Origin of the sequence: Marinarcus sediminis (SeqCode), from assembly GCF_048571275.1 — a bacterium.
In the GTDB taxonomy this organism is placed as follows: Bacteria; Campylobacterota; Campylobacteria; order Campylobacterales; family Arcobacteraceae; genus Marinarcus; species Marinarcus sediminis.
Genome location: NZ_CP182357.1, coordinates 110,384 through 122,888 on the forward strand (window position 1 = coordinate 110,384; position 12,505 = coordinate 122,888).

The 12,505-nt window shown below is 35.8% G+C and carries 11 protein-coding genes; 2 read left to right on the forward strand and 9 right to left on the reverse strand.

The window, feature by feature from the left end; genetic code table 11:
* The 4 genes from ACNI3C_RS00550 to ACNI3C_RS00565 are packed head-to-tail and all read right to left on the reverse strand — an operon-like array spanning position 1 to position 4,074.
* Positions 1-1,296: a phenylacetate--CoA ligase family protein gene (locus tag ACNI3C_RS00550; RefSeq protein WP_419770317.1), complete on the reverse strand. Its 1,296-nt coding sequence runs from the start codon at positions 1,294-1,296 to the stop codon at positions 1-3.
* A 21-nt stretch (positions 1,297-1,317) separates the two neighbouring features.
* Entirely contained in the window at positions 1,318-1,725 is a 408-nt protein-coding gene (locus tag ACNI3C_RS00555) for a PaaI family thioesterase (RefSeq protein ID WP_419770318.1), read from the reverse strand.
* Complete coding sequence (locus tag ACNI3C_RS00560; protein WP_419770319.1) at positions 1,712-2,242, reverse strand: 2-oxoacid:acceptor oxidoreductase family protein; 531 nt, start codon at positions 2,240-2,242, stop codon at positions 1,712-1,714. The genes ACNI3C_RS00555 and ACNI3C_RS00560 overlap by 14 nt, the downstream gene beginning before the upstream one ends.
* Positions 2,239-4,074, reverse strand: coding sequence for a thiamine pyrophosphate-dependent enzyme (locus ACNI3C_RS00565; protein WP_419770320.1), 1,836 nt, complete (start codon positions 4,072-4,074; stop codon positions 2,239-2,241). The genes ACNI3C_RS00560 and ACNI3C_RS00565 overlap by 4 nt, the downstream gene beginning before the upstream one ends.
* Positions 4,075-4,263: 189 nt before the next feature.
* Between ACNI3C_RS00565 and ACNI3C_RS00570 the strand changes: the two genes are divergently transcribed.
* A complete protein-coding gene (locus ACNI3C_RS00570; RefSeq protein WP_419770321.1) occupies positions 4,264-4,437 on the forward strand; it encodes a symporter small accessory protein in 174 nt (57 codons plus the stop codon).
* Positions 4,437-6,068 (forward strand): sodium:solute symporter family protein, encoded by a 1,632-nt coding sequence (locus ACNI3C_RS00575; protein ID WP_419770322.1) that lies wholly within the window; start codon positions 4,437-4,439, stop codon positions 6,066-6,068. Before ACNI3C_RS00570 ends, ACNI3C_RS00575 begins: the two co-directional genes overlap by 1 nt.
* A 40-nt stretch (positions 6,069-6,108) precedes the next feature.
* Here ACNI3C_RS00575 and ACNI3C_RS00580 read toward each other — a convergent pair whose 3' ends face one another.
* The 5 genes from ACNI3C_RS00580 to ACNI3C_RS00600 all read right to left on the reverse strand — a co-directional run bounded on the left by ACNI3C_RS00580 (position 6,109) and on the right by ACNI3C_RS00600 (position 12,471).
* Positions 6,109-7,353 carry a TolC family protein gene (locus ACNI3C_RS00580; RefSeq protein WP_419770323.1) on the reverse strand — a complete coding sequence of 415 codons (1,245 nt, stop codon included), beginning with the start codon at positions 7,351-7,353 and terminating at the stop codon, positions 6,109-6,111.
* A 38-nt stretch (positions 7,354-7,391) separates the two neighbouring features.
* Entirely contained in the window at positions 7,392-10,523 is a 3,132-nt protein-coding gene (locus ACNI3C_RS00585; RefSeq protein ID WP_419770324.1) for an efflux RND transporter permease subunit, read from the reverse strand.
* 122 nt (positions 10,524-10,645) lie between these two features.
* The gene (locus ACNI3C_RS00590) at positions 10,646-11,638 is read right to left on the reverse strand and encodes an efflux RND transporter periplasmic adaptor subunit (protein ID WP_419770325.1); all 993 of its coding nucleotides are present in this window, start codon (positions 11,636-11,638) and stop codon (positions 10,646-10,648) included.
* A 9-nt stretch (positions 11,639-11,647) separates the two neighbouring features.
* A complete protein-coding gene (locus tag ACNI3C_RS00595) occupies positions 11,648-11,875 on the reverse strand; it encodes a DUF2798 domain-containing protein (RefSeq protein WP_419770326.1) in 228 nt (75 codons plus the stop codon).
* Positions 11,872-12,471 carry a TetR/AcrR family transcriptional regulator gene (locus ACNI3C_RS00600; RefSeq protein ID WP_419770327.1) on the reverse strand — a complete coding sequence of 200 codons (600 nt, stop codon included), beginning with the start codon at positions 12,469-12,471 and terminating at the stop codon, positions 11,872-11,874. Before ACNI3C_RS00600 ends, ACNI3C_RS00595 begins: the two co-directional genes overlap by 4 nt.
* Between the last annotated feature and the right edge of the window lie 34 nt (positions 12,472-12,505).

Here is a 12,505-nt window from a genome sequence, read left to right on the forward strand (position 1 = left end):
TTATACCCTTTTATCAATAATTCTAATGGCTTTCCCCATACTTCTTTCAATGCTTCGAGGTTCTACGAGTTTGACACTGGCTTTGATATACAAGTTATTTAACAGTGCCGTTTGAATATCTTTTTTAATGCGCTCCATTTCAGAGATATTGTCGCTCATTATCTCATCGCTGACTTCTACTTTAATCTCCAGTTTATCCAAATACCCTTTTTTATCGGCAATGATTTGGTAATTCAATGTTACCCCTTGCGCATTGGCAATCACATGTTCGATTTGTGAAGGATACACATTGACCCCATTGACAATCAGCATATCATCCGCACGCCCAACAATAGACTCCATTCGTAAAAGTGTTCGCCCACATTTACAAGGCTCTTTGATAATTGAGGTAATATCACCCGTTCGATATCTTAACAATGGCAGTGCTTGTTTGGTTAAAGGCGTAATAACCAATTCACCTCGTTCTCCATCAGGCAAACTTTCACCTGTTTTTGGGTCAATGATTTCCACAAAAAAATGGTCTTCAAAAACATGAAGCAACGGTGAACTTTTACAACTGCAAGCAACTCCAGGGCCAATAATTTCACTTAAGCCGTACACTTCATGATAATCAATTCCCCACGCTCTTTTAACCTCTTCTTTTAAACCAATACTTGTGGGTTCCGCCCCAAAAATACCCGCTTTGAGTTTATAATCTTTTAAATAATTGTTCCCAGCAGTTGAAGCCAACTCTGCCATGTGAAGCGCAAAAGAGGGAGTACAAGTTAAAATGGTTGAACCAAAATCACGCATAAGCATGAGTTGCCGTTCACTGCAACCCCCACTTGCTGGAACTACTGTTGCTCCAATTTTTCCCGCACCATTATGAAAGCCCAATCCTCCTGTGAACAAACCATAACCATATCCATTGTGTACAATATCTTCACTGTTTGCACCTGCCATAGTAAAAGCACGCGCCATCACCTCATCCCAAACATCCATATCGGCTTGAGTGTATCCTACAACCGTTGGTTTTCCTGTTGTTCCACTTGAACTATGAACACGTACCACTTCACTCATGGGTACAGTAAACAATCCAAAAGGGTAATGGTTTCTTAAATCTTGTTTTTTTGTAAATGGCAATTTTTTAATGTCTTCAAGCGAGTTGATGTCACTTGGTTTTAATTCTAACTCTTCAAACTTCTTTTTATAAAATGGCGTTAAGGTATAGACTCTCTCGACCGTATCTTTTAATCTTGCCAGTTGTAACTCTTCAATTTTCTCCCTTGGAGCACTCTCTATTTTGTTCCAAATCATATTCACCCCTCTTCTTCTATTTTAAACAATTTGTACGTTTTTTTTATACACCATACCTTCAAAAGAGGCAAGGATTTCTTCTTTTTCATTGCAAATAACAATATTATAACACGCCAGTTTATTGCTGTTGTTTATCTCTTTAGCTGTTGCAAAAATGGTTTCCCCCTCTTTTGCTCCTTTCATATATGAGATGGAAGCATTGATGCCAAGAGCCAATTGCCCATGAGAATTTGAAGCCACCGCAAAAGCATAATCCGCCAGTGAAAAAACCGCACCACCATGAACCACCCCTGCCCCATTTAAGTGATGCTCTTGAATTTTCATTGAGGTTTTTGCAGAACCTACATCAATCTCTTCAATCTTCATGCCATTGAATTTTGCATACTTATCATTGGCTTCGAAAAAAGCTTTAATGTTATGAAGCGGCATGGTATCCCAACTCCAACACTTCAATGTTTTGTGCTGCAATTTTTGGATTGAACTCTTTGAGTGCCTCTTTGATTTCGTCTAAACTAAAAGGAAAATCACTGCACGTGGCTAAAACCATACCCAACATATAGACATTTAATCCCTGAATTGGAAACTCATTGTTTTTGGCTTTTTCAAACGCATCAATGCGTTTAACACTCATGGGAATATCATTCACAGGAAATGTTTCATCGGCATTCACAACCATCGTTCCAGTAGGTTTTAAAAACTCTAGATTTCGTAACGCCTCATTGGCTTCTAACCCAATAAGCAAATTGGCTTGTGAAGCATCGACTACGGGGTTATAAAAATCACCCAATTTAATGGTACAAGAGACCGCTCCACCACGTTGACTCATTCCATGATTTTCTGTTCCCAAACACCCGATATTGTTTTTCCCAGCACATAAAGCCAATATTTTGACCAAAAAAACCGAACCTTGTCCGCCAAATCCTGCAATGACTATTTGATATTTCATTTTTTGTCCTCATCTTTCATATTCCCTCGGCTTGTGTCTTGTACAAACGCATTGGTTGGACACACCACATCCAAACAGGCTCCACACCCAATACATAAGAAAGGATCTATTTCAACCACACCTGCTTCATTGTATGCCATTGGTGGACATTTATAAACGGTAGTACATTGGTCACATGCCACACAATCTTCCCCATTAACTTGTGCAAACTCTAAGGGAATATGCGCATCGACAACCTCTTTATCCAATACACAAAACTCTCGAACCACAACAACAATTGGTCCCGTGGCTTGGTCATATTTTTTCTTCATATCTTTGAAAAAAGCAACGGTATTTTCAAGGTTATTGGTGTAAACGTATTCGTATGTTTCAGCCCCACACCCTTCGGCAATTTTTTTAATGTCGATCTCTTTGTACTGTCTTTGAGGCGGTTTTTGACGTCCTGTCATCGCAACGACTGAGTTATCAAGCACTACTAACATAAATTTGTGTTGTTGATACACCGCATTGATTAACGGAGGAATTCCTGCATGGAAAAAAGTACTGTCTCCAATGGTAGCAACCACATATTTTTCAGGGTCAGCAATCGAAAAACCACTTGCCATTGAGACACTCGCCCCCATACATAAAACCGTATCAATTGCCCCTTGATTGATTCCTAAGGTATAACAACCAATGTCTGAAGGATAGATGGATTTTTTCTTTTTAAAAACTTTCATGATTCCATAAAAAATATCTCGGTGTGGACACCCTGGGCAAAGATTTGGAGGACGAGCTGCCACCTCTTCTTTAAATGGCACCACAGGATAAAGATTTTCACCTTGGTAAAATCCCAATTTTGTTAACGCCTCTTGAATATAGACTTTTTGCATTTCATCAATTAAATGCATGGTTTTTGACAATTTTCCATAGACTTTATCGGTTTTAATTTGCTCCTCTATGCAAGGCATGGTCTCTTCTACTACCAACACCTTTTCATATTTTTCAAATTGCGCTTTTATTTGCTCTTCTGGAAGAGGATAAGGCATCACACACTTAACCACATCGGCTTCAACACCCAAATCTTCTAAGGCTTCTTTGACAAAACCATCTCCCGTTCCAGAGGTTAAAATTAAAAGCTTTTTCCCTTGACATTTGTCAAACTCAGGTTGAATCAGATTTTCCCAGTTGTACTGTTTAATCGCTTCGATTCTGTCAAGTTGTTCATACCCTTGTCGCAATCGACCCGCTCTTGGAACAGCTGCCCAACGACTGGTTTCTCGTTTGAACTCCCCTTTTCTTGGCTGAAAATTGGTTTGATCATCCAGTTCAACAATTTGTCTGGCATGACACACTCTCATAACTGGTCGTAACATCACGGGTGTCTGAAAATGTTCTGAAATATCTGCAGCTATTTTTGTATAATCATACGCATCTTGTGGCGTTGATGGGTCAATAACAGGAATTTTTGCAAATTTTGCAAACATACGGCTGTCTTGTTCTGTTTGTGAAGAGTGAAAACCAGGGTCATCGGCAACAACTAAAACGAATGCACCTAAGTTTCCAATGTATGCCGCACTCATTAAAGCATCACCTGCAACATTCAATCCCACTTGTTTCATCGTAGCAGCTGAACGTCTGCCTGCCATTGCACCTGCGTAAGCTACTTCAAAACCTACTTTTTCATTTGTACCCCATTGCGCATATAAATCTAAACCCAATGCATGTTTTATTTTATTCACTTCACCCAAAATTTCACTCGATGGCGTTCCGGGGTATCCCGATACCATATCGACATTTGCATGAATCAAGCCCCAGGCTATTGCATCATTTCCCATAAGTGTTTGTTTCATATTTATCCTAACTATTAAAAAAAATTTCTACATTGTACTTTATTCTTACTTTATTTTCTAAATAGTTGTAAAATTTAATATAAAAATAATTTTATTCCCATTATATATAATAAACTTAAATTACAATACTTTTAAATTGCTTTAATAATAACTATAATAGAATAGATTAATTTTATTATAGGGGTATAAATGGAGCAGTTTGATTTTGGAATTAATTTGGCATTTTGGTTCTCAATTTTAAGTACACTGTTGTGTATCTATTATGGTGCAGTAAACTGGAATAAAGAGAATGAGGAGAACTCCCTTTCAATCAGTACAAAAAAATGGGCAAAAACCGAAGATCAAATTGAGAAGAGTCTGTAATGGGTGTATTTGAAAATATTATTATCATTTTATACCTATTTTTGCTGGGTTATTTGGGATTTTTAGGCTACAAACAAACTAAAAATACTGCCGATTATTTGATTGCTGGGCGAGATACACACCCTTTTATTATGGCATTGAGTTATGGGGCAACATTCATTTCAACTGCGGCCATTGTTGGTTTCGGAGGAGTGGCTGCTTGGTTGGGAAACTCACTGCTTTGGTTGACTTTTTTTAATATCTTTGTGGGTATTTTTGTCGCTTTTGTTTTTTTAGGAAACCCTACACGAAAAATGGGCTACAAACTCAACGCCCATACCTTTCCTGAATTTTTAGGCAAACGATATGACTCAAAATTTATACAAATTTTTGGGGCAACAATTATTCTGATTTTTATGCCATTGTATGCCACTGCAGTTTTAATTGGAGGAACGCAATTTCTGGCTTTATATTTTCATGTGGATTACCACATGGCACTGTTGCTTTTTTCTGTTATCATTACAGCATACGTTATTGCAGGTGGCTTAAAAGGGGTCATGTTAACCGATGCCTTGCAAGGCTCTATCATGTTTATTGCCATGGTCATACTGCTCTTTTTCACCTTTGATAGTTTAGGTGGTATCACACAAGCTTATGTAAAACTGCAACATGTATGGGAACAAACGGTTGCCCCATTGAGCCAAATATCCTTACAACAACTTCAACCAGGCAGTCCTGATTTTATGATGAAACTCTCAATGCTTTGGGGATTTGAAGGATGGGATAAAATGCCTCAATTTTTAAGCCAAGGGTGGCTTTTTGTGATTACTACTATTACTTTAGGTGTAGGAATTGGTGTTTTAGCACAGCCTCAATTAGTCGTACGATTTATGACCGTTAAAAGTAAAAAAGAGTTAAATCGTGCTGTGTTAATTGGTGGTATTTTTATTCTTTCAATGACGGGATTTATTTTTATCATTGGCGCATTGACCAATGCGTGGTATTTTGAGTTCAATGAAGGAAAAAATGCTCTGCAAAGTGCGGGAAGTATTGGAAAAATTATTCCTCATTTTATCAACACAGCCATGCCAAAATGGTTTGTTTTTATCTTTTTATTTGCACTTATCAGTGCTGCCATGAGTACACTTTCAAGTCAGTTTCATACCATGGGAACTGCAGTTGGAAGAGATTTGATTGAGCCTTTAATCAAAAAAGATTTAAACTCAACGCTTGTCACACGAATTGGAATTGTGGTGATGATTTCCATTTCTGTAGCCTTAGCTTACGCTTTTAATAATGAGCCCGCCATCATTGCACGAAGTACTGCCATCTTTTTTGCTTTATGTGCCTCAATTTTTCTGCCTTCATTTATCGGCGGACTCTTTTGGAAAAGAATGACTAAAACAGGGGCAATTGCTTCTATGTTTGTGGGATTAATTGTTTCATCGTTTTGGCTTTTGTTTGTTCATTTTAAAGAGGCAAAATCATTAGGAGTCTGTAAAGCGCTCTTTGGTGCAGATTCACTTTTAAGTGGCAAAATTATTTTTGTCGATGCCTTAATCATTGCGTTGCCACTTTCGATTTTAACGGCAATTATTGTATCATTGATGACAAAACCTTTGAGTCAAACCCATTTAAAAAAATGTTTCTAAGCTATAAAACGGATACCTTTTAAGGTATCTGTTTTAACCCTCAATTCTCTTCAACAACTCTTTGCAGTGTCGCTGCTGCTAAAAATTTGTCATAATACGCTGCAAAATAACTCTGTTTTGCTTTACTCAATAAAAAGTTGGCATCAATCAAATCAGAACTCGTTGAAATACCTTGAATGAATCGGTTATTGACAATTTCATAGTTTATTTTAGCTTGTTCTAACGCAGTTGTTGCCGTTTCAAAATTGAGTTTTGAAACATTTAACTCCTCTTTGGCTTGTTCATATTGAAGTTGAACTTGCAATTTTGTGCTTTGCAATTGTGCATAAATTTGTTTTTTCATTTTATTAAAGGCAATTGCATTTTGCGTATCTTTTCCTCCAGAAAAGAGATTCCAAGTCGCTGTTACATTGACCACTTCTTGTTCATCAGGATAGCCAGTTCTGCCATTAATACGTTCACTGTCACCGTACTCATTATGACTTACACTCGCATCCACATTGGGCAAAAAGTTTCCAATCGTAGAATTTCTTTGAGCATTATAACTTTGCATCATCATTTTAAGTGCTTGGATTTCACTTCTTCTTTCTAAAAAATCCTCTTTATAATCTTTGATTGCCAATTTCTCATAACTGATCTCTTCTATGGGTTCTTCTTTAGAGAGTTGTCCACTTAATATGTTATTCAAACTCAATCGAGCAACTTTAAAATCTTTGTTTGCTGTGGCCAAATCTTGTTTGGCTTGTAACATTTGAACCTCAACTTCAAGCAACTCATTTTTCGCAATGATGCCTTGATCGAACTTATTTTTAGCATCTTCATATTGTTGTAAAAACAGCTTCAAAGCATCTTCATATGTTTTAACATTTTTCTCTTGTTTAAGCAAATGAATATATGCTATTTTTGTATTTAAAATAATGTCTTGTTTGACCGCATTGTAGGTAAACTCTGATGACTTATAAATATAGTTTGCACTTTGAAATGAGAACAAATCTGAAAAACCATTAAATAAATTATAGGAAACTTTTGCACTGGCATACGATTCATCATTGACTTGACTTGGCAGTGTTACATCACGTCTGTCATAAGTATACGTCAAATCTACGCTGGGTAAAAAACCAGAATATTGAGCATTTTTCAGTGCATTTTTCTCTTCAGTAACATACTGTTGTTCTGCTATGCTAAAGTTGTTTTTAACTGCAATATCAATGCTTTGTTCTAAATTAATGGCGTTGGCAGAAAGTGCCAATGCCAGAAAAGAATAAACGACTCTTTTTTGTATCATTTTTAATCCTTATTTTTCTACTTTTTTATCTTCTGCTGCTACGCTTTATTTAATGCGTGTGAATCAAAATTATCTTTTGTCTTAACGACTCTTTGTTCAAGTTTGATAAAGAACATCAAAAGTGCCGGCGTTACAAATATCGTAAATATGGTTGAAAAAGCCAAACCACCCGTTATAACCGAACCTAACCCTCGATAAAACTCACTCCCTGGTCCTGGAACCAAAACCAACGGCAACATCCCAAAAACTGAGGTCAATGAACTCATATAAATCGGTCTGATTCGGGTTCGTGTTGCTTCAATAACGGCTTTTTTGTGCTCCATGCCTTCATGAATATAGTTCAAACTTTGATGCACAATTAAAATGGCATTGTTGACCACAATTCCTACTAAGATAATAAATCCAAGCATGGTCAAAATATCTAAAGGCTGAGGCGCAATAAAAGTATTGGTAAGTTTCAATCCAATGAACCCTCCCGCAGTTGCCAATGGCACAGTACACATAATAACGATAGGATATAAAAAATTTCCAAACAATGATGCCATAAGTAAGTATACAATGACCAATGCCAAAATAAAATTATCCATGAGCAATTTTATGGTTTCTGTTAATTTATCAGCTGTTCCTGAAATACCAATTTTAACACTGTTATTAATCACGCCTTTGTCTTCCATCCCTTTTAACATCCCACCAATGATTTTCATGGCTTCATCAATGGTCATGCCTTCAGGTGGTGTCACTTGCAAAGTTATGGTTCTTTTTCCATTTAAGTGTCTGATCTCTGAAATTCCCGTTGTTGAAATATAATTGGCCAACGAAGAGACCGGTAAAATCATTCCATTAGGTAAAGCAAGTTGTGTTGCCATAATATCTTCAGGTGTTTTGATAATATTGTCATCGGCTTTTAAAACCAAATCAATTTTCTTTTTACCCTCTTGTTCAAAATCACCCACTTTTCTTCCACTCATGAGTACATCCACATCAATACCCAATTCTCGCGAACTTAAATTCAATGCTTTAAGAGCATCTCGATCAGGTTTAATTCTGGCTTCTGGATAAAGCAACTCAATAGAGGGCACAGGTCGAACTTGACTGCCTGGGATACTTCCCATTGTAGCCACAAAAAGTTGGGCACCCACATTGGCAATATCTTCAATTTTTTCGCCACTTATATCCACATCCACACTGTTCCCTTCTCCAATATCAGATTCAAATACACCCGATTGAACCGTAACTCCAAATACGGATGGCAATGAATTGACAATAGGTCTGAACATAGGTATTAATTCTGATGCTCTGTCTTCATGCATAGACGTTGCACCAAACAGAGTAAAGTCCCCAAAGGATACATAAAAAGCTCTGTTAAGTCCTGGAATATTCCCCACATCTTTATTGACATACGGTTCAACTTGTTTCATTAAATATGTTCCCATTCCATATCGTTCATTGTATGAAAGTCCAGGAGGGGTAATCAAAATATTAAAAATCAAGTTTTTATTCCCTTTAGGCAAATAATCCAATTTAGGGAAAAGCACATATATCGCCCCAATTGAAAAAAGAGTTAAGGATAAAATAGTGACTACTTTTGTCATGGTATTGGTTAAAGACAATGTTACAATAGACATAATCAAATTTACCATTTTATGTCCAAAATTGGCTATTGCACCTGCATCCCTTGGCTCTTTCTTTGAAATACCTGCAAATTTCTTCCAAAGCATTGGAATAACAGAAATCGAAACAAAGAGTGAAAACGTTACAGAAGCCGTTACGGCAATGGCAATATCTTTAAACAGTTGTCCCGCTTCATCTTGTAAAAATACAATGGGTAAAAAAACAGCAATGGTTGTCAGTGCAGAAGCAATCAACGCGCCCCACACTTCACTGGCTCCTTTATATGCTGCATCAGGAATGCTCATTCCCTCTTTTCGATGTCTGTCAATATTTTCTAATACAACAATGGCACTGTCCACTAACATACCCACAGCAAAGGATATACCTGCAAGAGAAATGGTATTTAAACTTCTTCCCATAGCATCCAAAATAATAAACGTACCAATAATAGATATTGGAATGGCGACGGAAATAACCGCTGTTGGGGAGATACTTCTTAAAAACAAAATCAAAATAAATACGGCCAATACACCACCGATAATAATATTTTTTTGTACCAAATCCACTGAACCTACAATATAAGGTCGTTGGTCATATATCCATTCTATTTTCAGTTTTTCATCTTTTAAAATACCGGCATTAAGTGAATTCACCACTTTTTCAACTTCGTTGGTCAATTCAACAACATTGGAATCAGCGCTTGGTTGAACACCTAAAAATATTCCATCTTCTCCCAAATACATCGCAACACCATTGGCTGTTTCGTATCCAAAGTCAACTTTTGCAATGTCTTTTACCGTCACTTTTTTATCCCGAGTAGAGATTAACACCATATTTTCAATATCTTTTGCGGAGGTAAATTTATTGACCGTTCTGATTCGATATGCTCGTCTGTTTATGTTTTGAATACCCGCGGAGACGTCAATATTTTCACTTTGAATCGTATCAATGACTTGTGAAATTGTTAATCCATATGAAGCAAGTCTGTTTGTATCAAACACAATTTGCATCTGCTTTTCTCTTCCACCAATATCCATAGTTCCAGAAACCCCATTGACTCTTTTTATGATGGGTTTAACTTCATCATTAAAAAAAGTTCTGTACTCATCAATATGTCTTGGGTTATCATCCATGGTTTGTAACATCATCCAAATAATAGGACTGGCAGTTGCCGTTTCAATAATGGGTTCATCGACATTATCAGGGTATGAACTCACTTCATTTAATTTATTGGAAACATCTTGCAATGCAACTCGAATATCTGTACTTAATTTAAACGTTAATGTTATTTCACCTTGGTCATCACTGGCTGAAGATTCATATTTTTCTAAATTATTTAAACTTTTAAGCGCATCTTCTTGCTCTTCTATAATTTCTCGCTCAATCTCATGAGGCGTTGCACCTGGCCATCTTGTTGTAATTTTAATCTCAGGTTTTGTTACTGAGGGTGTTAATTGATAGGGCAATTTATTCAATGATAAAAAACCAAACAATACAACGATTAAAACTGAAACAATAATTGTTACAGGATTTTTAATCGAAAATTTAATTAAATCCATTTTTTTATTCCTTTAAATTGTTCCCCCAATTTTAAGGGAACCTTTTCATTTCTAATTTCTTTTAGCGAGAGAAATAAATTCCATCTAAAGAAACCCATCCTAAAGGAGACAACACGTTATCTCTATTTGTTGATTATTTTTACAGGCGAATTAGGGAAAACTCTTTCATTCCCTTTACTGACAATATCTTGCCCCACAGCCAAACCTTGACCATTGATAGCAACTTGACTCTCTAAATATGCAACCACTTGTACTGGTATCATGTGTGCTATCATTTTATCATCAATGATAAATACCACATTTTGTCCAAATCTTTTAATCACCGCGTCTCTTGGAACAATCAAAGCTTCTTGTTTTGCATTTTTAGACAAATTCACATTGGCTTCTTCCCCATCAAAAACAAAAATATCTTTGCTATTGGCTTTAAATTTCACAGGAAATGTTCGAGTGAGTTTATCTCCATTTGGGATTGCCCCACTCATTTTTCCTTTTAACAGATGTTCCCCTACACGAATATCATACATGTCACCTTTTTTTAATCCATTATAAATATTCAATGGTACATTAAACGTTATCTCAACTTTTGTGGTATCTACAATCGTAGCCAAAGCCGTTCCTGCATTCACCCACTCACCTAAATTGATCGGTTTTTCAACCATAATACCGCTGTATGGAGCTTTAATACTCTTTTTCTCTTTTTGAGTTTCTAACTCATTTAAAGTACTTTTAGCAGTAATAAAATTTAATTTTGCATCGTCATACTGCTTTTGAGAAATCGATTTTGTTTCTAATAGTTTGCTGTATCTTTCATAATCTCTTTTTGCATTCAAAAAATTTGCCTCTGCAGATTGAACTTGTGCATTTAATATATCAGCATCAATTTGAACCAAAGTTTGACCCACTTTTACACTGTCACCTACTTCAAAATTTATTTTTTGAACCACCCCTGAATTTTGAGCAGCTAAGAGTGAATTTCTATCGAATTTAAGTGTTCCAACAAACTCTTGAAGAGGATTGACTTCGCCTTTTACAATTTTTGTTGTTTCCACAAGTGATTCACCCGCGGCAAAAGCGTAAAGTGAAAATAACATGACTGCTAAGAATCTTTTTATCATTTTTTTTCCTTAATTTTCTTTAATTAATTTGAGTGCAATTTTATTGGCTAAAGGTGCAAATATAAACACCAGTGGAAAAGCAAATACAAATGCTTTAACAAATGCTTCAAGCCAAAGCGCAATAAAATTCTCTATAAATCCTATATTAATATATGTAATGACAAAACTCATTACAAAACTCATAAAACCTGACATAATAAATGAGAACAATACTCTGTGATATTTTTTGTTGATCATTTTTTTACTTCTATTAAATCAAAAATGGTATTGATCATATCGGTCATATTGGCTTTTAAATCAAAATCAATTTGTGTACCATGAGAAATCACCATCCCTTTTTTTGCAATCAATATGATGGGAACAATCCTCTCTGCATCTTCTATTAATTCATGATTGGCAATACCATCTTTAATGATTTTGCTAAAAATGGTTTCAAAACCACAAGAACATTGCGTGTTGTATTGACACATTTCACTGTTTTTAGAAGCCAAAGTAACGCCCAAATACTCTTGATACAATTTTAATTGTCTTAAATTTTCTTCTGAATTGTCTAAAAGAAAATCAAAATAGATAAAAGCTCTTTGTCGAGACGTTTTTGCATTTAAAAGTGCCTCTTCCATTTTATCAATGGTTTCATTGACAAAGACATTGATGATTTCAAAAACAATGTCTTCTTTATTTTTAAAATATTCATAAATTGTACCTTTGCCAATGCCCGCTGTAATAGCCACTTGAGAAACAGTTAAATCTTTAATTCCATTTTCAAGAAGCAAAAGAGTACAAGCTTGAGCAATATCTTTTCTTTTTTGTTCTTTATCCACAATTTTGGGCACATATTTTCCTTTTGTGTTAACTCACTTTTTTTGA